A 22499-nucleotide genomic window follows, 5' to 3' on the forward strand; every position below is an offset into this window, starting at 1 on the left:
TGGAATGGCCGGTTCCGCGCGCCGGATGAACGGCGCCCAGCGCAACGAATGGACACGACAAAATGGCGCGCGACACGACCGATCTCACCCCCATCTCGACGATGGACGACCTGATCGGGCATCTGAAGGACGGCGAGAAGCCGGCCGCCGATTTCCGCATCGGCACCGAGCACGAGAAGTTCGGCTATTACCTCGAAGACCTCTCGCCGGTCCCCTATGAGGGCGAGCGCGGCATCCGCGCGATCCTCGAAGGCATGCAGTCGCTCTCCGGCTGGGAGCCGATCGTCGACGACGGCCGGATCATCGGCCTCTTCGGCTCCAGCGGCCAGGGCGCGATCTCGCTGGAGCCGGGCGGCCAGTTCGAACTCTCCGGCGCGCCGCTGGAGACGATCCACGCCACCTGCCGGGAATCCAACGCCCATCTCGCCGAGGTGCGCGCCGTCGCCAAGGAGCTCGGCATCGGCTTTCTCGGCATCGGCTCCTCGCCGCTCTGGACCCTGGCCGAAACGCCGATCATGCCGAAGTCGCGCTACGACATCATGCGCCGCTACATGAAGAAGGTCGGCACGCGCGGCCTCGACATGATGCTCCGAACGGCGACGATCCAGGTCAATCTCGACTTTTCGGACGAGGCCGACATGCGCCGCAAGATGCGCGTCGGCATGAAGCTGCAGCCGGTCGCCTCGGCGCTGTTTGCCCACTCCCCCTTCACCGAGGGAAAGCCGAACGGCCTCGTCTCCTGGCGCTCGGAGGTCTGGCACGATGTCGACAACCAGCGCTCGGGCCTGCTGCCCTTCGTCTTCGAAGAGGATTTCACCTACCGGCACTATGTCGAATGGGCGCTCGACGTGCCGATGTATTTCGTCACCCGCGGCGGGCGCTATCACGACGCGACGGATGTCACATTCCGCCAGTTCATGGACGGCGCTCTCAAGGGCAAAGTCGAGGATCCCGAGCCGCAGATGGGCGACTGGGTCAACCATCTCTCGACGCTGTTTCCCGACGTCCGGCTGAAGCGCTTCATCGAGATGCGCGGTGCCGACGGCGGCCCGTGGCGGCGGATCTGTGCCCTGCCGGCCTATTGGGTGGGCCTCCTCTATGACGACGCGACGTTGCGCGAGGTCGACGAGATGACCGCCGACTGGAGCTTCGAGGAAGTCTCGGCGATGCGCCGCGACGTGCCGCGCGAGGGGTTCCGCACCAGGTTCCGCGATGCCACCGTGCTCGACCTTTCCCGCAAGACGCTGGAAATGGCGCGCAAGGGGCTGAAGGCCCGCGGCCGGCTGAACGACGAGGGCAACGACGAGAGCTTCTTCCTCGCGCCGCTGGAAGAGGTGGTCGCCCGCGGTACCACCTCGGCGGAGGAACTGGTGCGGCTCTATGAGGAACAGTGGGAGCGCTCGATGCCGCGGCTGTTCAAGCATCTGAGCTACTGAACGAACGGACGATCCGCCGCAGCCGCAGGGTCCGGCCTGGGCGTCTGAGACGATTGCAAACAACCATTGAAATCAGCGATTAAGCGCCCGCGATATCATTTTTGCGACGATCTCGGGCTGGTCTTCGAACCGCCGATTTCCATTTTGCTTTTCTGCACGATGCTGTAGCATCTCCTGATGTTGAAACGGGCACCCAGCCGACAGGCCGATCATGACGGACTTCTTCGACTGGCTCACAGCAAGTGACTCCGGCGTTGCCGCGGATCGGCTCGCCGACGCGTTCAAGCTCAGCCATCAGGAGCTGCGCAAGACGACGACCGCGCTTGCCCCGGCTTTCGCCCTGGCGCTGCAGCGCGCGATGATCGTGCCCGGCGCCTGGGGCGAGATCTCCCGCCTCTACAAGCCGTTCATGGACGACGAGGCGTCCGACCTTGCCGGCGGCGCGACGGCGAGCCCGGTCGCCCGGGACCTCGCCAATGCGCTGTTCGGCTCGAAGGACCTCGTCTCCTCCGTCGCCCGCCAGGTGTCCGTGGCGAGCGGCGTTGCGCCCGATACCGTCGAGAAGATGATCCGCAACATCTCGGTGATGACCATCGGCACCATGCTGCGGATGATGATGGCCAATCTCACCCGCAGCCAGCCGAGACAGATCGCCGAGGGAAACTATCATGGCGCCGTCGCCGAAATGCTGCGGCGGAGCGCCAATGCCGTCGAGGCGATGGGCCGCCCCTCGGACGAGCCCCGCGCCGGAACGTCGCCGCCCCTGCCGGGCTCGGACTATCTCAACCGTCTGTTCGGCGATGCGCTGACCGGCCGGGTGCCCTGGTTGCCGCCCGAGACTGGGCCGTCGAAGACCCCGCGCCCCTCGGCCGGCAAGGCCGAACCGGCGGCGCCGGCCTTCTTCTCGCTCTATCCGGCGCTGATGGAGGAGTTTGCCCGCGGCATGGCGCCGGCCGGCGGGCAAACCGCCGCCAAGGCCGGGGCAACTGCCGAGAAGCCGCGCCCGGCGCCCGCATCGCGGCCCGAGGCCGAACAGGCGCCGTCGCCGCCGGACGAGAGCCTTGCCGAAGCGGCGCTGACCTTCCAGAAGGACTATGCCCGGCGGATGATGGCGATCTTCTCGCCCCACGCCACCGGCAAGGCCGAGCCGGAAGACGGCTGAGCCGCGCCGACAGGGGCACTTGCCGGCTGCAGCGATCAGGTAAGGGCGTCGTGCAATCTCAGCAAGCCGCCGCTCCGGATGCCTCGGCGCGCTGCCCCTGATCCGTTTCCCGCGTCCCTCGCCGTCGTATGACCGCAACCGCCGCTATCCCGCGCGACTTGCGGCCGGAACCACCGGCGGCAGCACCCGTTAGGCTGGCGAGCCTGTCGCGGCGCGTCCCGCGCGCCTATATCCTGGCTCTTTCACCGTCAGACCGAAGCCGGCCAGAGCTGCTGCCGGGATCGGAACCGACCCTCAGCGCCGGGAGATCCCTTGCTCTTCGTCAATGCCGCCATCGTCTTCGCCCTGATCCTTCTCAACGGCTTCTTCGCGATGTCGGAACTCGCCGTCGTCTCGGCGAAGAAGAGCCGGCTCGAACAGCTGGCGCGCCAGCGCCGCCACGGCGCCAATGCGGCGCTCCGGCTCGCCGAGAACCCCACCACCTTCCTCTCCTCGGTGCAGATCGGCATTACCCTCGTCGGCATCTTCGCCGGCGCCTTCGGCGGCTCCTCCTTCGCCGGACCGCTGGCCGAGGCCATCCGCGACTGGCCGGTGGTCGGCCCGATCGCCGACGATGCCGCCTTCGTCGCCGTCGTCGTCGTCATCACCTATTTCTCGCTGGTCATCGGCGAACTCGCGCCGAAGCAGCTGGCGCTGTCGAGGCCGGAAGGCGTCGCCTGCTTCGTCGCGCCGACCATGCAGCTCGTCGCCATGGTCGGCCGCCCCGTCGTCTGGGTTCTCGAGGCGTCCACCCGCGCGGTGACGTCGATCTTCGGCATCCGCGAGGACGAGAACGACACGGTCACCGAGGAAGACGTCCGGGCGATGATCGCCGAAGGCACCGAACGCGGCGTCTTCAAGCAGAAGGAGCGCGAGATGCTGGAGGGGGTGATCAGCATCGCCGACCGCCACGTCCGCTCCATCGTGGTGCCGCGACCCGACGTCGACTGGCTCGACGTGCGCGACGAGCCCAGCGAGACGGTGGGCGATGTCGTTTCCGCCGGCCATTCCCGGTACCCGGTTCTCGACACCGAGGAGGATCAGGTCGTCGGCATCGTCCAGACCAAGGACGTGCTGGAACGCCAGCACAGGACCGGCAAGGTGGTGATTTCGGATATCATGCGCGAGCCGCTCTATGTCAGCGAATCGATGCCGATCCTGAAGCTTCTGGAGAAGTTCCGCGCCCATGGCGTCCACATGGCGATCGTCCTCGACGAATACGGCTCCTTCGAGGGGATCGCGACGCCGCAGGACATCCTCGCGGCGATCGCCGGATCGCTGCCGGAAGCCGGCGAGGAGGTGCCGCGGGCCTTTCGCCGCAAGGACGGCTCCTGGCTGGTCGACGGGGCGATGGTGGTCGACCGGCTGGCCCAGGCGATCGAGGACCTGTCGATGCCCGACGAGCGCGAATTCGAGACTGCCGCGGGCCTCGTGCTGGAGCTCTTCGGCCACATCCCGGATGTCGGCGAAAGGGTTCAGTGGGACGGTTACGAGATCGAGGTCGTCGATCTCGACGGCAGGCGGATCGACAAGCTGTTGTTCAAGCGGCTGATCGACGCCGAAGCGGAAGCAGACGAGACCAGCGTCGAACAATAGCGCGCGGTCCGTCGTGTCGGACGCGCAAGGAACGTTCCGACGCTCCGCTTTTTGCTCGTCGCGCTCACCGGATCGACCATGATCGTCGGGCCGATGCGCGAGATGCGGAACGGCCGACCGTCGGGGGAACGGCCGGCCGTATCGGGCGCCTTGGGAAGTATCAGTCTCTGGGGCGAAACGCCGGGGGTCGTTCTCGCCGCGCTCAACCTTCCAGGACGCCCCTGCGGCGGTGCGCGGCGATCAGCGCGAGCTTGTAGCTCGCATCCTCGCGCCAGTCGGCACCGAGGGCCGTTGCGATGTCGTCATGGCGGATCCCGATGTCCTTCAGCATGTAGTCCGGAAGGTCGGCGAGCGCCTGCACGCGGCGGCGGTTGATCATGGTCGTGACGATCGCGCGTGCGGCCGTCGCGAGGACGAGGATCCCGGCGACGACGCGGCCGGAGGCGGGAGAGGTGGATCTCGCAGTGATCGTCATGGCTTTCATCCTTTCGCAGCCATTGAGGTCGGGAAAAAACGGGGTCGCTCTTCCCATCGCCGAGCGATGGTCCGTGGCGACCCCTGAGTTATTCCTGACTTCGACAATGTATGCCTGTGACATTGATCACACCAACGAATGTTAGTAATGTTCAGGATCAACCAGATTGATGGAAACGGCCATGGCATCACCGATCGATCTCGACCAGCTCCGCACCTTCGTCGCCATCGTCGACGCCGGCAGTTTCACCAAGGCGGCGGAGGAGGTGTTCAAGACCCAGTCGGCCGTCTCGATGCAGATCCGCCGGCTGGAGGACCGTCTCGGCGTCTCGCTGTTCGAGCGCAACGGCCGGACGATCGAGGTGACGGATGCCGGCGCCCGCCTCCTCGCCTATGCACGGCGGATGCTGAGTCTCAGCCGGGAGACCCTGTCGGCCTTCGATCCCGACGCGATCCAGGGCCATCTGCGGATCGGCCTGCCCGACGACTATGCCGAACGGTTCCTGCCCGAGATCCTCGCCCGCTTCACCCGTTCCAACCCGCTGGTCGAGCTGCAGATCGCCTGCGAGCCCTCGTCCAATCTCGCCGACCATGTCGACAAGGGCCGGCTCGACGTCGCCCTCGTCGCCGACTGCACGGTCGGTTCGGTGGTTCCGGAGATCGTCAGGCACGAGCCGCTGCACTTCATGACCTCGGCGGCTCACGACGTCCACGAGGAGGAGGTGCTGCCGCTGGCGCTCGGCCGCCACACCTGCCCGTGGCGATCGGAAGGGCTGAAGGCGCTGGACGATGCCGGCCGGCGCTACAAGGTGCTGTTCTCGTCCTGGTCGGCGCAGATCGTCGCCTCGGCGGTGCTTTCGGGCCTTGCCGTCGGCGTCCTGCCGGAATGCGCGCTGCGCCCGGGCATGCGGGTTCTCGGCGAGCAGGACGGCTTTCCGCGGCTGAAGGACAACGAGATCGGCGTCATCCGCTCGCGCACCGCCGAAGGCCCGATCGTCAGCGCCCTCGTCGACCATATCCGCGACAGCCTCGCCAACCTGCCGGCGAGCGACAGGCCCGCAAGGCCGAAGAGCCTGCCCGAGACTCGGATCGTGCGCAGCCAGCGGCCGCGGGCCGTCGCCGCCGAATAGACGCGGCGCGCAGAATTCCTAGCGCCTTGCCGCCTCGAGGTTCTTCGGCGTGCCGCCGAGGCCGCCCAGCTCTGCCGAGCGGAGATCGGCGCCGGCAAAATCCGCGCCGTCGGCATTGGCGCCGGCGAATCTCGCGCCCGCCAGCTCGGCCTTCTGCAGGTCGACGCCGGTGAGATTGGCGCCGGAAAAATCGGCAAATTCTGCCGCCGCCCGCGCGAGATTGGCATTGGCGAGATTGGCGCCGGTGAGGTCTGCGGAATTCAGCACCCCGCGCATCATGCCCATCGACTGGTTGCGCATGTCGGCCGAAAGGTCGGCGCCGGAAAGATTGGCGTCGATCAGCCTGGCCCGCGAGAGATCGGCGACGAGACGGGACTTCGACAGGTTGGCGCCTGTGAAATCCGCATCCATCATCTGCGCCTGGAAGAGATTGGCGCCGGAGAGATTGGCGTTGGAAAAATCCGCCTTCAGCCCCCAGACCTGATCGAGCTTGGCACCGGACAGATTGGCACCGGCAAAGCTCGTGCCGTTGAGGGTGGCGGCGGTGAGGTCGGCACCGGCAAGGTTCAGCCCGGAGAGATCGAGACCGTTCAGCGCCTTGCGCGACAGATCCACCGGCCCTCCCCTGCCGATCATCGCCTCGATGTCGCCGCGGCCGATCTCGGCCTCGGTCATGCGTGGTGAAGACATGTCGAGCCCCCTCATCATGGTCTGCGCGGCGGCAGGCGACGTCATCGCGAAAGCGGCGACGATCGAGGCAGCCACGATCGGCAGGCGGCATTGAAGCATGGAAATCCTCCCGTGTGCCCGTCTTTCTCGCGGGCCCTTGCCGATCTTCTATCGGCCCGGATGAAAGAGGGTCAAAACGCGAGGCCGTGATCGCCCGAAGCGCGGCAGGGACAAGCCGGATACGGCGCAAGGCTTGTCGCCGGCTGCATGCATCGCCAAACTGGACGTCATGAGCCTTGCGTCCGAATCGACCCCCCAGAGCAATGTCGGCGAATACACCGTCTCGGAAATCTCCGGGGCGCTGAAGCGGACCGTCGAGGAGACCTTCTGCCATGTGCGCATCCGCGGCGAGGTCTCCGGCTATCGCGGTCCGCATTCCTCCGGACACGCCTATTTCACGCTGAAGGACGATCGGGCCCGGATCGACGCGGTGGTCTGGCGCACGACCTTCTCGCGCCTCGCCTTCAAGCCCGAGGAAGGGCTGGAGGTGATCGCCACCGGGCGGCTCACCACCTATCCGAACTCGTCGAAATATCAGGTGGTGATCGAGGCGATCGAGCCGGCCGGCGCCGGCGCGCTGATGGCGCTCCTCAACGAACGGCGGCTGAAGCTCGAGGCGGAGGGGCTGTTCGCAGCCGAACGCAAACGCCGGCTGCCCTTCCTGCCGCGGGTCATCGGCGTCGTCACCTCGCCCACCGGCGCCGTCATTCGTGACATCGTCCACCGCATCTCCGATCGCTTCCCGGTGCATGTGCTGGTCTGGCCGGTCAGGGTTCAGGGCGAGACCTCCGGCGCCGAGGTTTCGGCGGCCATCGAGGGCTTCAACGCCATCGAGCCGGGCGGCGCCGTGCCGCGGCCTGACGTCCTCATCGTCGCCAGGGGCGGCGGCAGCCTCGAAGACCTCTGGGGCTTCAACGACGAGGCGGTGGTGCGGGCTGCTGCCGCCTCCGCGATCCCGCTGATCTCCGCGGTCGGCCACGAGACCGACTGGACGCTGATCGACCACGCCGCCGACATGCGCGCGCCGACGCCGACGGGCGCGGCCGAAATGGCGGTGCCGGTGCGCGCCGAGCTCGCCGCCCAGATCGCCAGTCACAACGCAAGGCTTGCCGGCGCCGTTTCCCGCCGGCTCGATCAGGAGAAGAAGGGCCTTGCCGCGCTCGTAAGGGCGATGCCCGGCATCGACGCGCTGCTCGAAATGCCGCGGCGCCGGCTCGACGAGGCGACCACCGGCCTCGGCTCAAACCTGCGCCACGCCGTCGGCGAGAAGCGCCGGCTGTTCGCCTCGGCCTCGGCGCGGCTGGTGCCCTCGACGCTGGAAGCCTCGCTGAGGGACAAGCGCGCGACGCTGCGCCACCATGGTGTCCATGCCGACCACGGCGTCAGGCTGCGGCTCGACGCTGCGAGGCGGCGCCTCGACCGCGTCGCGGCCGACCTCAAGCCGCATACGCTGAAGGCACGAAGCGAGGCGGCGCGCCTGTCGCTCGGCCAGCTGTCGGACCGGCTGGAGCGGATCGAGGCGCTCGAGCGCACCCGGCGGCGCCAGCGGGTCGACAATGCCTGGCGCCTCGCCGCCAGCCTGTCGCCGCTGAACGTCCTCGAACGCGGCTATGTCATCGTCCGTGACGAAGCCGACAACGCCCTCACCAGAGCCTCGGAGCTTTCGGCGGGCATGCCGGTGACGCTGCAGTTCGCCGGCGACGAGCGCCGCGGCGCGGTGGTCACCGACGGCGAGCCGCGGCCCGTCGCGGGTCCCGTGTCGCCGCCGGGAAGCCGTGCGCCCGCCGGCGACGCTGCGGATGCGCGCTCCGCGGGGGGCGATGCTGCAGCCGGAACGAGATCTTCTCCAAGGCCGCGCAAGCCGCGATCGAAGCCTGCGGCCGAGGGCCAGGGCTCGCTGTTCTAGGGCAGGCCGTTCGGCGGTTCGGGGCTCTGCGGTCGCTTCGGTAGCCCCCATACCGATGAGGCCCTCCGGTTACTTCGGTGGCCCCGGCCCCCTTGGGGCCTTCCGGTCGCTTTGGTTGCCCGCGTCACCCCCCTCTGTCGTGCCGGACATCTCCCCCTCACCGGGGGAGATCGAAGCGTCGCCCTCGGCACCCCGCCTCTCCCGCTTGCGTGCGATGCTCTGCATATGACGATCTCGCCTGCAGTCGCACGACCCCTGAGCCTGGGCGCGGGCCGGTCTGCAGTCTCGATCTCCCCCCTTGAGGGGGAGATGCCGGCAGGCAGAGGGGGGTACCCAAGCGCAACGCGCAACGCGCCGTCCCGCCATCTCGGCGCCTCGACCACGCCCTCCGCATCGCCCGGACTCACAGACCCTAGCCGTGATCCCCTTTCAAAGGGATGCCAGCAGAACGCGCCGCCTACTTCCCGGCCTCGTGCTTCATGTCGCCCATCGCGGCCTGGCCGCCCTCCGGCCCTTTCGCATTCGGCTTGTCGACGGCGAGTTCGACCTTCACCTTTCCGGCCTTTTCGAAAGTCAGCGTCAGCGGCACCCGCTCGCCCTCCTTGAACGGCTTGTTCGGCTTCATCAGCATCAGATGAAACCTGCCGGGCGTCAGCGTCACCGTTTCGCCGGGCTTGATCTCGAGCCCATCCTTCAGCGGGCGCATCTTCATCACGTCGCCCTCCATCGTCATCTCATGGACTTCGACGGAGGCGGCCGCAGGGGTCGATCCGCCGAGGAGACGGTCCGGCGCGCTGCCCTTGTTGGTGATCGACATGTAGCCGCCGGCAACCGGCGCGTTCGGCAGGGTGGCGCGGCTCCAGGGATGGCCGATTTCGAGGTCGCCGGCCTTGTATTCATGGGCGCCGGCGGATGCGACGGCAGCCAGAAGCGACGCGGCCGCGATGGCCGTCGTGAGTAAGCGCATGGAAATTCTCCGTGAGGAATGACGTCGCCGCCGAGACTTGTCGGCGGGCTGGAAGCGGGAATCGACTGTCGTTCAGACCGTGAGGGCCGGCGGGCCGCGCTGGCGGAGAAGGCCGGGCGGCAATGCGCGCGACAGCGGCGCCTGACCGGGCCGCGGGTGCTCGATCGCGATGGCGGGGGCGGGCGCCGCCGGCATTGCCGCGCCCGAAACGGGTATCGCCGCAGCAAGGCCGGACGAGCCGCCACAAGGCGTCGCCGAAGGGCAGTCGGGGCAGTGTCCCGGGGCCTTCGCCGGCAGTTCGGCTCCCGGATCGGCGGCGTCGATCAGGATCGTCCGGCCGGAACACAGGACCGTGGTTCCCTCGCCGAAGGCCATGGCGAGGCAGCGCTCGCCGGCAACCACCGACTGCAGCAGCATGACCTGCGCCAGAAGGACGACGAAGGCCGCTGCCTGGAACCTGTCTCCGAGGAAGAGCCGAAGCGCGCGCATGGCGATCCTTGTCGCAGAGAACGCCGTGGTTGTCATCCGACTTGATCCCGCGGCGCGTCGGGCGCGGGGCGGCCCCGCGCTCCGCTCCCAAGGCCCGGCAGGAACCGCTCGCGCGGCCGGCAAAGTTCCCGTGATGTGCTTGAAGCGTCGCCCGGTGGCGGCTACGCCTTTCCCATGTCGCTCGATCGCCCCCTCGCCGCCGTCGCCCGCCTCTTCCTCGGCCTTGCCCTGCTTGCTCTGGGGCCGGCCGCGCCGGCACTCGCCTTCGACACCAAGGCGCCGACGGCGATCCTCGTCGATGTCGGCACCGGCCGGGTGCTCTACGAGAAGAATGCCGACGACCCGATCCCGCCGGCGAGCCTCGCCAAGCTGATGACCGCCGCCGTCGTCTTCGACATGCTGAAGAAGGGCGAGATCACCCGCGACGCCAGATTCGAGGTCTCCGAACATGCCTGGCGGACGGGCGGCGCCAATTCCGGCGGCTCGACGATGTTCCTGCCGGTCCACAAGGAGGTCAGCCTCGACGACCTGATCAAGGGCCTGATCATCCAGTCCGGCAACGACGCCGCGATCGTGATTGCCGAGGGCATCTCCGGCAGCGAGGAGCGGTTTGCCGAGAAGATGAATGCCGAGGCGAAGGCGATCGGCCTGTCGCATTCGCATTTCGTCAATCCGCACGGCCTGCCGGCCCCCGGCCAGCAGGTGACGATGCGCGATCTGGCGGTGCTGTCGGAATATCTGATCAACACGTTCCCCAAGGACTATGCGCTGTTCTCGGAGGAGAAGTTCACCTTCAACGGGATCACCCAGCGCAATCGCAACCCGCTGCTGGCGCTCGGCGCCGACGGGCTAAAGACCGGCCATACCGCGGCATCGGGCTACGGCCTCGTCGCCTCGGCGACGAAGAACGGCCGGCGCATCGTGCTTGCCATGTCCGGCATGCAGTCCTCCGACGAGCGCGCCAGGGAGGCCAAGCGGCTGATGGATTTCGGCCTGCAGGACTTCGAGGAGGTGACGCTGCTCGAGGCGGGCAAGCCGGTGGGTGAGGCGACGGTCGCCGGTGGCGCCAGCGCCGCGGTGCCGCTCGTCGCCGGGGAGACGCTGAAGGTGCTGGTGCCGCGCGGCAGCCTGTCGGACGTGACGCGGGTGATCGAGGGCAACGGACCCCTCCCCGCCCCCGTCGCCAAGGGCCAGCGGGCCGGCTGGGCAGTGTTCACCCGCGGCGACGAGACGATGCGCGAGGTGCCGCTCTATGCTGCAGAGGATGTTCAGCGGGCGGGCGTCTTTTCGCGTATCGCCGAAACCGTGGCCGGGCAGTTCGCACCGGCGGGCGACAGCGCCGGGCCCGCCGACGACTGAGCATTTGCTCACGCGACGGTCGATTGCACCTTGACGCAGCGCAGCAAAGGCGCGATATGAGCGCCATCACGCCGTGATCGCGCGATCGTCGCTGACTGACGCTTTCCCCGAAAGCCCTCGACGAATTCGGATCGGCCTGGTGGCCCCGCCGCCGGCCCGCCCGACATGGCCCGCCGAACCGTCCGCCCGCGCGAAGACGATCGGCATCTCCGCCGCCCGCCTCCCGGGCCGCACGCATCCAAAGGCATGCTTTGACCTCTCAGAATTTTCAGGCGTTCGGCCTTGCCGACACGCTCACCGCCGCGCTTGCGCGCCTTTCCATCACCGAGCCGACGCCGATCCAGGCGCAGGCGATCCCGGCCGTCATGGCCGGCCGCGACGTGCTGGGCATCGCCCAGACCGGCACCGGCAAGACGGCGGCCTTCTCGCTGCCGGTGATCCACGCCCTCCTGCAAAAGGGCGGCCGCCCGGCGCCGCGGCAGACCAAGGTGCTGATCCTGACGCCGACCCGCGAGCTCGCCTCGCAGATCGCCGAGAACGTGAAGTCCTACACGGCCGGAACGAAAATCACCCATACGGTGGTCTTCGGCGGCGTCTCGATCCGCCCGCAGATCACCACGCTCGCCCGCGGCGTCGACATCGTCATCGCGACGCCCGGCCGGCTTCTCGACCTGATGAACCAGCGCGCCGTCGAGCTTTCGGGCGTCGAGCACGTGGTGCTCGACGAGGCCGACCGGATGCTCGACATGGGCTTCGTGCGCGACGTCATGAAGATCGTCGCCAAGCTTCCCGCCGAGCGCCAGTCGCTCTTGTTCTCGGCGACGATGCCCAAGTCGATCGAGGACCTCGCCGCGAAGATCCTGACCAAGCCGGTCCGCGTCGAGGTCACCCCCGAGGTGGTCACCGTCGAGAAGATCGACCAGAGCGTCTATCTGGTGCCCCAGAAGGCCAAGAAGCACTGGCTGATCGACCGGCTCGCCGACGCCTCGCTCGCCAAGGTGGTGATCTTCACCCGCACCAAGCACGGCGCCAACCGGCTGGCCGGCGATCTCGAAAAGGCCGGCATTCCGGCTCTGGCGATCCACGGCAACAAGAGCCAGGCGGCCCGTCAGAAGGCGCTCGCCGCCTTCCAGAAGGGCTCGGCCCGGGTGCTGGTCGCGACCGACATCGTCGCCCGCGGCATCCATGTCGACAACATCACCCATGTCGTCAATTTCGAGCTGCCGGAAGAGCCGGAGAGCTACGTCCACCGCATCGGCCGCACGGCCCGCGCCGGCCAGTCCGGCGCGGCGATCGCGCTGATCGATCCGTCGGAGCGTTCGAAGCTGAAGGCGATCGCCCGGCTGACGCGCCAGACGCTGGAGCCGCAGCCGACCGACTTCAAGGTGCCGGAAGGCGCCATGAACGAGAGCGACGAGCGGCCGGCACGCGGCCCGCGCCAGCCGCGCGGCCGCAACGGCAACGGCCAGCAGCGCCGCGGCAATCCCGGCCAGGGCGCGCCGCGCAACGCCAAGGGCGGCGAGAACCGTCGCCAGGACGGCGCCGGCCAGCAGCGCCAGGGCCCGCGCCGGCGTCGCCGCGGCGGCGGTGGCGGCGGTCAGCGCCAGGGCGTCGCCGGCGCCTGATCCCGCGAAACTCGATCGCAGGCAAGACCAGGAGCGCGGGGGAAACCTCGCGCTCTTTTCGTTGGAATAACAGACAGGGCGCGTTCGGGCGCGATACCGGCGTTGCGCCCCGCTCCGCCGATCGCCATATCTTTCAGCGACGACGATTTGAGGAGAATTCGATGGCCGAAACGGTGAAGGTCGACATCCCCCACAAGCTGACCCGCGAGACGGCGCGAGCCCGCATCGAGGGCGGCTTCGCCAGTCTTCGCCAGGACATGCTCGGCGGCATGGTGAAGTTCGAGGACACCTGGGAGGGCGACCATCTCGACTTTCGTGCCCGGGTGATGGGCCAGACGGTCACCGGCCGCCTCGACGTGTTCGACGACAATGTCCATGTCGAGATCGACCTGCCGGGCTTCCTCGCCTCGATCGCCGGCAAGCTGAAGGGCAAGCTGCAGAAGGAAGGCACGCTGCTTCTGGAGAAGAAGCCGAGCTGAGCCGGCGTCCGGCTCCGATCCGGCGGCTCCGATCGGGTCGCTCTGGCCGATAACCGTCGCGCCGGTCAGATCAGCGCGGCACGCCTTTCAGCGTCGCCTTCTCGGCCTTGACGATGCCGCCATCGGCATCGGCGGAAATGTCGAGGATCTTGCCGAGGCCGGGAACCGTCGAGCCGACCTGCACGTGCCAGAGCTCGCCGGGCGAGGCGAGATGGGCCTCGTGATCGTAGACCATCACGATGGTGAAGTCCTTCGGCTCCAGCGTCCAGGGCCGCACGAGCTGCGGCACCGGTAGCGGCGGCACGCTCTCCGTCTCGGCGTCGTCCTCGGCCTTGGAGGTCGAGCCGACGGCGATCGGATCGATGTCGGCCTGGGCCATCCGCTCCATCAGCAGCCGGTCGAAATAGCCGGGATACATGTAGGAAATCGCCGTCACCACCGAGAAGAAGCCGGTCGACAAAACGAAGAGGCCGAGCGACAGCGCCTTGACGATGCGGTCCGAGCGGTGGGCGGCGCGCAGCTGTTCAGCCGCCGAAACGGTCGCCTTCGCGGTCGCGCTTTTCCTCATGTCGATGGCCTCGGATCGGTGGGGGAGGATGCCGAAGCAGCGTCATGCGGCTTCGACGGCCCCACCATCGCAGGCCCGAGTTAATCTTTTCTCGACGCGCCCGATCAAAGCGCGGCAATCACTGACGCTGACTTTCCGGCGGGTTCAGACTTTGTTGGTCCCTGCCGGTTATCCTCGCGAAATGCGGACCTGTCCCGACGTCATCGACAGCCATGACAACCGTCGCTTCCCGCGGCGGCGCACGAGGCTGCGGCCGGTCAAGCTCGCCAGCCTCTCCTGCCGGTTCATCGACGAGGGAACATTGTTCGACCTGTCGACGGGCGGCGCGAGGGTCAGGCGCCAGACGGACCGCCCGCTGCCGCCCCGCTTCCTGCTTCTCGACGAGATCGAGATGATGCTTCTGCCGGTGGCGATGGTCTGGGAGAAGGACCGCGAGGTCGGACTGCGGCTCGCCGGCGTCGAGATCCGTCCGAGCCGGGCGGAGATCAGGCGCCTCACCGGCCCCTATTACGCCCTGCCCGACTGAGCCGCCCGCTGCTGGTTCGATCCCGACGTCCGCTAGTGGCCCGGCTTGTTGATGTGGACCGCATTGGCGGTCTGCCCCTCGGCCGGGTTGACGGCGCGGGCGTCCTTCTTGGCGATATAGTCGAACTGCTCGACGAGCAGCTCGTGGATCAGCTCCTGGCCGAAGCGGGTGTTCACCGCATCCCGGATCGAGCTGGTCAGTTCGCTGAGGTCGAACTTTTCCGGATGGTCGAAGTCGAAGCTGTCGGTCGAATAGAGCCGGCGGAAGACCTCGTCGAGGATGAACGGATCCGGCGGCACCTTCAGCGTGTTCCCCACCTTGCCGTCGATCGTGTAGACGAAGCGGGCGAGAATGTAGCCCTTGATCCGCTCGTCGGAGATCATCGGGATGGTGACGCTGTCGGTCGACTTGTAGTCGAGCCCGTCGAAATAGGTCGGCGGCTTCTCTTCCGCGACCTCCGGCGTCGGCGCGAAGACCGAAGCCATCACGTAGCTCGATCCGAGCGCGACGATGGCCGCCCAGACGCCGATGCCGATCAGCTTGATCACCGTCTCAGCCCCGGCGCAGGACGGCGGTGGTGTAGGTGCCGTCGGAATCGGCGGCGGAGATGGTCGCGGCAATCACGCCGCCGATCTCGCGGCTTGCCTGGACATGCAGGCCGAGCACCCGCTGACTCTCCTTCAGCGCCTTCTGCAGGAGCCGCAGCCGGTCGTCGATGCGCTGATCGCGATCGGCGGTGCCGGCGAGCGAGCGCGACAGGCGGCTGAGCTCCAGCAGGCAGTGGTTCTTGCGCGTGGTGAGCTCGGACAGCGGCTCGCTCGCCTTGCCGCGGAGCGTGTCGATCTCCAGCGCGAGGATCGCCTCCAGACGGTCCGCCGCCTTTTCGATTGCCTGATACATCCCAGCCGTCCTTTTCGTTTTTTCACCGTCATCCGTCCGCGACGGAGCGGTCGATCCTTCTGCCGCGGGCGCTCGCGTGCCCGGCCTCAGCCGCCGCGACGCTGCGAGCCGACGCTCGCCGCAGCGGCCATGCCGGCATCGGCGCCGAGTTCGGCGGCGCCGTGACTCGCCTCCACCCTGGCGCGCTCGGCCGACAAGGTTCCGTCCTTCTTGGCGATGGTGTCGGCGATGCCGACGCCGCCACCCTTGGCGATCTCGTTGCCGATCTGCTCGGCCATCATCGAGCGCCAGATCGACCCGGCGGTGCCCTTGCCGAAGAATTCCGAGGCCTCGCTCGGCAGCATCGATTCGATGAAGGTTCTGAGGACGAAGCCCTCGAACTGCTCGAGCGCCGGCACCTCGCGGGCCTCGTGCTTGACCAGCGGGCGCAGCGTCGTCTCGGCGGCGGTCCCTGTCGCGCCTGCCTCGGCCGCGCCTTTGGCACTGTCGAGCGCCACCGCGAAGCTCTCGCTGGCCGCATCCGTTCCGGCCGGGCGGGAGGCCTGGCTGCGCATGTCGGTCTGCGTCTTCGCGAGCGCTGCCGGATGGATGGTGAAGTCGGTGATGGCCGTCATGAAAGCGTGGCGCGGTCCTGGAGTGCCGATCGTTGCTGACGTTCTAGTCGGTCCGGCTTATTCGAAGCTTGAAACGGTGCGCGCCAGGAAGGCGTCGATGCTGGCGTCGCGCTCGTCCGCCTCGGCTTCAGCGTCGGCGATGCGGCCGGTCTTGCTGCGCTCCTTCTCGATGCTCTTTTCCACCCGGCGCACCTGCCGCAGCCGCTCCTCCGCCTCGCTTTCGGCGTCGGAGAGCCGCTGGCGCTCCACCTCGTTGCGCCTCAGATTGCTGACCTTGGCGCCGACGAAGAGGCCGTGGAGAGCGTTGTCGACGCCGAGGCTGGCGAGGATGTCGGCGTCGCTCTTTTCCAGCGCCAGGCGCTGCTCGCGGAGCTGGCCGATGCGCCATTCCTCGAGCAGCCGCTTCTGCGCCTGGACCTTGAGAATGCGGTTCAGCCGTTTGACGCGGTCGGCAGTCTCGCTCATCCGTTGAGCACCCAGTTCTGGAACGCCAGCATGAAGATCGTCAGGAAGTCGCCGATCGTATAGGCGAACAACAGCACCCCGCCGGCCAGCACGAAGGGCAGCGAGATGAAGTAGATCGGGATCGTCGGCGTCAGCTTGTTGGCAAGGCCGATGGCGACGTTGACGATGACGGCGTAGATGATGAAGGGGCTGGAGATCCGAAGGCACAGGAAGAACGCCTCCGACAGATTGTCGGTGATGGCGATGAGGCTCGCCTGGGCGGTGAAGCCGATCGAGGGCTGCAGCGCCGAATAGGAGGCGACGAGGGCTCTGGCGATCTCGGCATGGAGATTGAGCACGAAGATCAGCGTCGTCGCCGTCATGGTGATGAAGGAGGTGATGGCGGCCGACTGGTCGTGATCCTCGATGGCGTTGCCGAGCGCCTGGCCCATGCCGATGCAGTTGGCGACGACATGGCCGGCGAAGTTGAGCGCCAGCATGAAGCTGCGGCCGAGCATGCCGATGAAGAAGCCGATCATCGCTTCGGAGAAGATCAGGTGGAGATGCTCGCTCTCGCTGCCGGCCTCGACCAGCGGCTGGACCAGCGGCAGCAGCGAGGGCGCCAGCGCCAGCGACACGGCGAAGGAGAGAAACAGCCGCACCTGCGCCGGAATGCGCGCCGACGAGACGCCCGGCATCACCAGAAGGCAGGTCCCGACCCGGCAGAAGATCAGGAACAGCGCCAGGACGACGTCGGGAAGCTGGCCGATCACGAAATCGACCCGATCGGCCTAATGTCGACGCCGCGGGCGATCTCGACATGGCTCAGCACCGGCAGGGTGACGAAGATCCGCTCGATCATCATCCGCACGTAAGGGCGGGCGTCCGGCGCCGAGACGAGGACGAAGGATTCGCCCTGGTCCATCTTGGCGCGGATCACCTTCGTCGCTTCCGCGGCAAACTGCTCGACCAGCCGCGGATCGATGTCGAACTCGACGACGTCGCCCTTGGCGTCGCGCTTCAGCGCCTGGTGGAAGGCGAGATCCCACTGGTTGCCGAGACGCAGCACCGAAAGCTTGCCATTGTGCAGGAGATCGCCGCAGATCTGCTGGGCCATGCGCATGCGCACATGTTCGACGATCTGCTCGGAGCGGCGCACATGCGGCGCGATCTCGGCGATGGCCTCGAGGATGAGGTTGAGGTTGCGGATCGACACCCGCTCGGCCAAGAGCAGCTTCAACACCGCCTGCAGGCCCGAATAGGACATGTGGGTGGGGATGATCTCGTCGATCAGCCGCTTGTATTCGCTCTCCAGCCGGTCGAGCAGCACCCGCATGTCCTTGTAGGACAGAAGCTGGGCGAGGTTGTTGCGGATCACCTCGGACAGGTGGGTGAGGACGATCGACAGGGTGTCGATCGGCTCGAAGCCCTGGCGCTTCAGTTCGGAGGTGAAGCTCTCCGACACCCAGGCGGCGCGCATGCCGAAGGCCGGCTCCTTGGTGATGTCGTGGGGCACGTCCGGGCCGGGCGCGTCGCCGAGCACAATCATCATCTCGCCGAGCCGCAGCGGCTGGGCCGAGATCGTCGTGCCGTGGATCTTGATGTGATAGGATTTCGGATCGATCGTCAGGTCGTCGGAGAGCTTGATCTCGGGCACCACGAAGCCGTAGCGCGAGGCGAAGCGCTTGCGCATCTTCTGGACCCGGCGGGCGAGTTCGTCGCGTTTCGCCATCATATGCGCCGAGGTCTGCTTGCCGAGCACCAGCTCGATCTCGACCATCTTTAGCGATTCCTTGACGGAATCCTTTTCCGCGTCGGCCGCGAGCCTGTCCTGCGCGGCCTTCTTGGCGGCGACGGCCTCTTCCTCCTGGCGGCGCTTCTTCGGCACCGTCCAGGCGACGAAGGCCATCGCCCCGGCGGTGGTCATGAACGGAATGAAGGGCAGGCCCGGCAGGAGCGCGAGGACGGCCATCAGCCCGGCAGCGAGCGACAGGGCCCGCGGATAGTAGCCGAGCTGGCCGAGAACGGCGGTCTGGGCGGCGCCGCGGGTGCCGCCCTTGGAGACGAGGAGGCCGGCGGCCAGCGAGACGATCAGCGCCGGGATCTGCGAGACGAGGCCGTCGCCGACCGACAGCTTGGTGAAGACGTCGGCGGCCGCACCGGCATCCATGTCGTAGCGGGTGATGCCGATGACCATGCCGCCGAAGACGTTGACGGCGGTGATGATGAGGCCGGCGATGGCGTCGCCGCGCACGAATTTCGACGCACCGTCCATCGAGCCGAAGAACGAGCTCTCCTCTTCGAGCTCCTTGCGCCGGCGCTGGGATTCCTTCTCGTCGATGAGGCCGGCCGAAAGATCGGCGTCGATCGCCATCTGCTTGCCGGGGATGGCGTCGAGGGTGAAGCGCGCGCCGACCTCGGCGATACGCGTCGCGCCCTTGGTGATGACGAGGAAGTTCACCGTGATCAGGATCACGAAGACGATGATGCCGATGAAGAAGTCGCCGCCCATGACGAATTGCGAGAAGCCGCCGATGACGTGACCGGCGGCGTTCACGCCCTCGTGGCCCTGCGACAGGATCATCCGGGTGGTCGCGATGTTGAGCGACAGCCGCAGCATGGTGGCGAGCAGCAGGACGGTCGGGAAGGCGGAGAATTCGAGCGGCTTCTGGATCCACAGCGCGACCATCAGGATGAGGATCGACAGCGCCACCGAGAAGGACAGGCCGATATCGATGAGGAACGGCGGGATCGGGATGAACAGCACCGTCAGGATCATCACGACGGCGATGGCAAAGCCGATCTCGCGATTTCCCGAGCTCTTTTCGCCGTCGGTCTTCTGCGCGGCGGACGCGCCAGGCTTCAGAATGTCGACCGCCATCATGCCACTCCCGTCATTCCCTCCGGCGCATGTCGCCGGAGATGTCAGCGCGGTGCGCCCCGATCCTCGTCGCAGATCAAGATTGCTTCAGGCTGGTCCGGGTCCTGGTGCAGGCCGCGCCGGCGGCAGAAACGACGAAGCCCGCCGGCCGGAGATCCGGCGGGCGGGCTGTCTGGAAGCGATGGCGAACCGAAAGAGCTAGAGCCGCGTCAGCGATCGAAGCCGGTCTCGATGCGGGAATAGGATTCCTGGGTGAAGGCGAAGACCTGGGCGCCCGTGAAGGACGCGGTCAGCGCGATCACGAAGAAGATCGCGAGGATCTTCGGGACGAAGGTGAGCGTCACCTCCTGGATCTGCGTCAGCGCCTGGAACAGGGCGATCAGGATACCGACGGCCATGGCCGCGCCGACCGCCGGCCCGCAGGCGGCGAAGATGGTCCAGACGGCGTGCTGGACGATCTCGATGGCTTCCGCTTCATTCATGGCTAGGCGACCACCGTTCCGGTCTGAAGGATCACCGACTCGCCGCTCTGCAGCACCGCCTCGATGCCGTTGGAGCCGGCGCGGACCGCGGCGACGATGCCACCGGTCGAGCCGTCGGCCGAGGTGATGGCCCTGCCGATCAGCGAATTCGCCTGGGTCAGCGCCGAGACCGCCAGCATCGAATCGAGCTTCGAATTGGTGGCGATCGCCTGCTCGACATTCGAGAATGTGGCGAACTGCGCGACATACTCGGTGGAATCCGTCGGGTTCAGCGGATCCTGGTTGGACATCTCGGCGACGAGAAGCTTCAGGAAGGCGTCGTAGTCCAACCCGGTGCCGGAGGTCGCATTGGTGATGCCGGTCTGCGCAGCGGTGGTCGAGGTGGTCGAGGATACGGCGCCGACGCTCATATCAGGCTCCTGCGGCCAGCCGCATCGGCGGCTCGAACTTGGTGACGGTGCTGCCGGCCGAGGAGACCTCGCCGAGGATCTGGTCCTCGAGCGGGATCATCGAGCGGATCCGCTTCAGCGCCTCGAAATTGCGGCTCCGGCGGATCAGATCCTCGACCTCGAGCAGACCGTCGATGATGTCGCGGTTGCTGTAGGTCTTGAGCATCGCCGGATGCGCCTTGGTGAAGAGCTCCATCGCCGCGTCGACGCTGTTGGGATCCATCAGCATCATCTGGACGATGAAGTAGAGCTGACGCATCGGCGTCTTGGCATGCTCGGCCTGCATGACGTGGCTCTCCAGAAGGAAGGTCACGTCGTTGAGGAATTCGAGCGTGGTCTTGCGATCGACCTTCAGGACGGCGCCGTTGACGAAGATGCGCTCGCCGGCACGCAGGGAGATTCGGAGTGTGGCCATGATCAGTTCAGTCCATCGCGGATCAGGGTGGTGATTTCGATGATGCCTGCAAAATTGTTCGAGCGGCCGAGGCGGATCGCCTCGGATTCGCGCATGATCCAGAGACCGATCGAGATCAGCTCCGCACGCAGATTGTCAGGCAGACCGTTCTCGGAGCTGGAGAGATCCTCGACGAGGATCGCCCAGAGACTGCGGGTCAGGTAGATCGCCTCGATCGCATCGCGCGACCGCGGCCCGTTCTTCTCGGCACGCTTCAGCAGATCGATCGAATGGTCGAGTGCCTGGCGTTCGCGCTCGCGTGCGTTGATCTCCGTATCCTCAGAGATTTCCGCATAGGAGAACTGGTACATTCCTACCCCTTGATCCGACCCGTCGAACGGCCATTGACCGGGCGATCGGGCTTAGTGAAGCTTCTGATCGTTGTCTCGATGCCGCTAGAGCGGCACCGTGCGAAGGTCGATTTGGCCGGCCCTCAAAGGACCGCTCCGAAGAACGTCCTGGCCTCGCCCGGCTCGGCCAGAGCGCGGCAGTGCCGGGGCAGTGCGGACGCCTCGCCGGTGCCGCCCGGCCGCAGGTTTCCGGCGCCCGGCCGGCGGGTCGACTGCGGGCTCGCCGCCAAGGCCAGGCGCGGCGGGACGGCCGGCGCCGCGTCGGCCGCCAGGAACCGGCCGAAGCCGGTCGGCGCCGTCGTGGCGCGCTGTGCGGCTCTGCGCATGGTCATCGTCGCCCCCCGGCTCAGAGATAGTTCAACAGGCTCAGTCGCGAGATCCGCGCCGTCAGCGCGTAGGAGGTCTCGAGCAGCGTCTGGAGGCCGGTCACCCGGGTGCTCGCCTCGTACTGGTCGACGCCCTCCAGATCGGAGATCGAAATGGTCAGGACGCTCTTGCGCGCTTCCAGCGTCTCGTTGGCGAGATCGACGCGGTTCTGCGTGCCGCCGATCTCCGCCTGCATCTGGGTGAGCTGGCTGAGGCCCTGGCTGAGAGTTTCGATGGCCCGGCTTGTGAGAAGCTGACGCGTCTCGTCGTTCATGTTCTCGGCGCCGAGATCGGAGAGCATCACGTAAGCCTTGGCGATATTGCGGAAGGCGTCCTCGTTGGAGGAGTAGGACGTCTGGACGCTCTCGCTGCCGCTGATCCGGTTCTCGACCGTCGCGTCGTCGGCATTCGACCAGTTGTCGGTCCAGCCGCCGCCGGCGCCGGTGGCAAACAGCGTGTCGAACGGCCCGTCGAGAAAGGCCTCGAGGTCGCTCGCCGTCATGTTGGCGACGGATGCGTCGTCCTGGGCGAAGCCGAAGGCGGTGGAAAAGGCACTCGCGGTCGCGTCCTGCGCCAGCGAGCCGTCGAAATAGGTCTTGGCGGTGTCGCCGCCCGAGGTCGGGAAGCTGATCGCCTGCTGGTCGGTCGCAGCGCCGGAAAACAGGAAGCGTGCACCGGAGGAAGAGTTCAGCGCGCCGACGAGCTGCTGCAGGCTCGCCTTCGCCTGCTGGGTGTCGGCGGTGATGCCGGGATCGCCGGTGCCGTTGGCGATCAGCGATTCCTGAAACGCCAGCCCAGCGTCGGCGATCGACTGCAGGGCGTTCTGCATCACCGAGAAGCGCTGCGAGATGATGGCATTGGTATCGATCTGCCGCTCGATGCTCTCGCTTTCGGAGCGCAGCGAGATCGACTGGTTGGTCCGCAGCCCGAGCGCCAGGCCGACATCGGCGAGGCGACCGGTGGTCGCCTGCTTCTGCATGATCGTCAGTTCCTGCTGGATCTTCGACACGGCGCTGCGGGGCGCGGAAAGAAGCGTGTAGTTCGAGACGAGGAAATTGGTCATGGCGCCTTCAC

26 protein-coding genes are annotated in these 22499 nt (G+C 67.2%); 9 read left to right on the forward strand and 17 right to left on the reverse strand.

Annotation, left to right across the window (positions count from 1 at the left end):
- Positions 1-62: 62 nt before the first annotated feature.
- From E3C22_RS13365 to E3C22_RS13375, 3 genes are all read left to right on the forward strand, one after another.
- The gene (locus tag E3C22_RS13365; RefSeq protein WP_134762559.1) at positions 63-1436 is read left to right on the forward strand and encodes a glutamate--cysteine ligase; all 1374 of its coding nucleotides are present in this window, start codon (positions 63-65) and stop codon (positions 1434-1436) included.
- A 211-nt stretch (positions 1437-1647) separates the two neighbouring features.
- Positions 1648-2598 carry a hypothetical protein gene (locus tag E3C22_RS13370; RefSeq protein WP_134762560.1) on the forward strand — a complete coding sequence of 317 codons (951 nt, stop codon included), beginning with the start codon at positions 1648-1650 and terminating at the stop codon, positions 2596-2598.
- Between the two features lie 312 nt (positions 2599-2910).
- Positions 2911-4233: a hemolysin family protein gene (locus tag E3C22_RS13375; protein ID WP_134762561.1), complete on the forward strand. Its 1323-nt coding sequence runs from the start codon at positions 2911-2913 to the stop codon at positions 4231-4233.
- Between the two features lie 202 nt (positions 4234-4435).
- On the opposite strand, the gene E3C22_RS13380 is transcribed toward E3C22_RS13375, so the two are convergent.
- Positions 4436-4708 carry a YjiS-like domain-containing protein gene (locus E3C22_RS13380; RefSeq protein WP_167591767.1) on the reverse strand — a complete coding sequence of 91 codons (273 nt, stop codon included), beginning with the start codon at positions 4706-4708 and terminating at the stop codon, positions 4436-4438.
- A 181-nt stretch (positions 4709-4889) separates the two neighbouring features.
- Here E3C22_RS13380 and E3C22_RS13385 point away from each other — a divergent pair, with 181 nt between their 5' ends.
- Complete coding sequence (locus tag E3C22_RS13385) at positions 4890-5837, forward strand: LysR family transcriptional regulator (protein WP_134762563.1); 948 nt, start codon at positions 4890-4892, stop codon at positions 5835-5837.
- A gap of 18 nt (positions 5838-5855) precedes the next feature.
- Here the strand turns inward: E3C22_RS13385 and E3C22_RS13390 are convergent, their stop codons facing one another.
- Positions 5856-6527: a pentapeptide repeat-containing protein gene (locus E3C22_RS13390; protein WP_245514984.1), complete on the reverse strand. Its 672-nt coding sequence runs from the start codon at positions 6525-6527 to the stop codon at positions 5856-5858.
- Between the two features lie 268 nt (positions 6528-6795).
- Between E3C22_RS13390 and xseA the strand changes: the two genes are divergently transcribed.
- Entirely contained in the window at positions 6796-8472 is a 1677-nt protein-coding gene (gene xseA, locus E3C22_RS13395) for an exodeoxyribonuclease VII large subunit (protein WP_134762565.1), read from the forward strand.
- A 457-nt stretch (positions 8473-8929) separates the two neighbouring features.
- Here the strand turns inward: xseA and E3C22_RS13400 are convergent, their stop codons facing one another.
- A complete protein-coding gene (locus E3C22_RS13400) occupies positions 8930-9439 on the reverse strand; it encodes a copper chaperone PCu(A)C (protein ID WP_134762566.1) in 510 nt (169 codons plus the stop codon).
- 72 nt (positions 9440-9511) lie between these two features.
- Positions 9512-9928, reverse strand: a complete 417-nt coding sequence (locus E3C22_RS13405; protein ID WP_134762567.1) for a hypothetical protein — start codon at positions 9926-9928, stop codon at positions 9512-9514.
- Positions 9929-10102: 174 nt separating this feature from the next.
- On the opposite strand from E3C22_RS13405, the gene E3C22_RS13410 reads away from it, so the two are divergent.
- From E3C22_RS13410 to E3C22_RS13420, 3 genes are all read left to right on the forward strand, one after another.
- A complete protein-coding gene (locus tag E3C22_RS13410) occupies positions 10103-11287 on the forward strand; it encodes a D-alanyl-D-alanine carboxypeptidase family protein (RefSeq protein ID WP_134762568.1) in 1185 nt (394 codons plus the stop codon).
- Between the two features lie 251 nt (positions 11288-11538).
- Entirely contained in the window at positions 11539-12912 is a 1374-nt protein-coding gene (locus tag E3C22_RS13415; RefSeq protein ID WP_134762569.1) for a DEAD/DEAH box helicase, read from the forward strand.
- Positions 12913-13073: 161 nt separating this feature from the next.
- Positions 13074-13391, forward strand: coding sequence for a polyhydroxyalkanoic acid system family protein (locus E3C22_RS13420; protein ID WP_134762570.1), 318 nt, complete (start codon positions 13074-13076; stop codon positions 13389-13391).
- 70 nt (positions 13392-13461) lie between these two features.
- Here E3C22_RS13420 and E3C22_RS13425 read toward each other — a convergent pair whose 3' ends face one another.
- Positions 13462-13959, reverse strand: coding sequence for a hypothetical protein (locus E3C22_RS13425; RefSeq protein WP_134762571.1), 498 nt, complete (start codon positions 13957-13959; stop codon positions 13462-13464).
- 181 nt (positions 13960-14140) lie between these two features.
- On the opposite strand from E3C22_RS13425, the gene E3C22_RS13430 reads away from it, so the two are divergent.
- Positions 14141-14485 carry a PilZ domain-containing protein gene (locus E3C22_RS13430; RefSeq protein ID WP_134762572.1) on the forward strand — a complete coding sequence of 115 codons (345 nt, stop codon included), beginning with the start codon at positions 14141-14143 and terminating at the stop codon, positions 14483-14485.
- A gap of 32 nt (positions 14486-14517) precedes the next feature.
- Here the strand turns inward: E3C22_RS13430 and E3C22_RS13435 are convergent, their stop codons facing one another.
- The 12 genes from E3C22_RS13435 to E3C22_RS13490 form a co-directional block, all read right to left on the reverse strand.
- Entirely contained in the window at positions 14518-15033 is a 516-nt protein-coding gene (locus E3C22_RS13435; RefSeq protein ID WP_206026964.1) for a hypothetical protein, read from the reverse strand.
- Between the two features lie 4 nt (positions 15034-15037).
- On the reverse strand, positions 15038-15385 hold the full coding sequence (locus E3C22_RS13440) for a hypothetical protein (protein ID WP_134762573.1): 348 nt from the start codon (positions 15383-15385) through the stop codon (positions 15038-15040).
- Positions 15386-15471: 86 nt separating this feature from the next.
- Complete coding sequence (locus tag E3C22_RS13445) at positions 15472-15999, reverse strand: rod-binding protein (RefSeq protein WP_134762574.1); 528 nt, start codon at positions 15997-15999, stop codon at positions 15472-15474.
- 57 nt (positions 16000-16056) lie between these two features.
- Positions 16057-16464, reverse strand: a complete 408-nt coding sequence (locus E3C22_RS13450) for a hypothetical protein (protein WP_134762575.1) — start codon at positions 16462-16464, stop codon at positions 16057-16059.
- Positions 16461-17216 (reverse strand): flagellar biosynthetic protein FliR, encoded by a 756-nt coding sequence (locus E3C22_RS13455; protein WP_134762576.1) that lies wholly within the window; start codon positions 17214-17216, stop codon positions 16461-16463. The genes E3C22_RS13450 and E3C22_RS13455 overlap by 4 nt, the downstream gene beginning before the upstream one ends.
- A complete protein-coding gene (flhA, locus tag E3C22_RS13460) occupies positions 17213-19324 on the reverse strand; it encodes a flagellar biosynthesis protein FlhA (RefSeq protein WP_134762577.1) in 2112 nt (703 codons plus the stop codon). The genes E3C22_RS13455 and flhA overlap by 4 nt, the downstream gene beginning before the upstream one ends.
- Before the next feature lie 209 nt (positions 19325-19533).
- Positions 19534-19806 (reverse strand): flagellar biosynthesis protein FliQ, encoded by a 273-nt coding sequence (gene fliQ, locus E3C22_RS13465; RefSeq protein WP_134762578.1) that lies wholly within the window; start codon positions 19804-19806, stop codon positions 19534-19536.
- Between the two features lie 2 nt (positions 19807-19808).
- Positions 19809-20216: a flagellar hook assembly protein FlgD gene (flgD, locus tag E3C22_RS13470; RefSeq protein ID WP_134762579.1), complete on the reverse strand. Its 408-nt coding sequence runs from the start codon at positions 20214-20216 to the stop codon at positions 19809-19811.
- Between the two features lies 1 nt (position 20217).
- On the reverse strand, positions 20218-20670 hold the full coding sequence (gene flbT / locus E3C22_RS13475) for a flagellar biosynthesis repressor FlbT (protein ID WP_134762580.1): 453 nt from the start codon (positions 20668-20670) through the stop codon (positions 20218-20220).
- 2 nt (positions 20671-20672) lie between these two features.
- Complete coding sequence (flaF, locus tag E3C22_RS13480) at positions 20673-21020, reverse strand: flagellar biosynthesis regulator FlaF (RefSeq protein ID WP_134762581.1); 348 nt, start codon at positions 21018-21020, stop codon at positions 20673-20675.
- Between the two features lie 122 nt (positions 21021-21142).
- Positions 21143-21391 (reverse strand): hypothetical protein, encoded by a 249-nt coding sequence (locus E3C22_RS13485; RefSeq protein WP_134762582.1) that lies wholly within the window; start codon positions 21389-21391, stop codon positions 21143-21145.
- Between the two features lie 14 nt (positions 21392-21405).
- Positions 21406-22488 carry a flagellar hook-associated family protein gene (locus E3C22_RS13490; protein WP_134762583.1) on the reverse strand — a complete coding sequence of 361 codons (1083 nt, stop codon included), beginning with the start codon at positions 22486-22488 and terminating at the stop codon, positions 21406-21408.
- Positions 22489-22499 lie beyond the last annotated feature (11 nt).

This window comes from Jiella endophytica (assembly GCF_004519335.1).
Classification (GTDB): Bacteria; Pseudomonadota; Alphaproteobacteria; order Rhizobiales; family Rhizobiaceae; genus Jiella; species Jiella endophytica.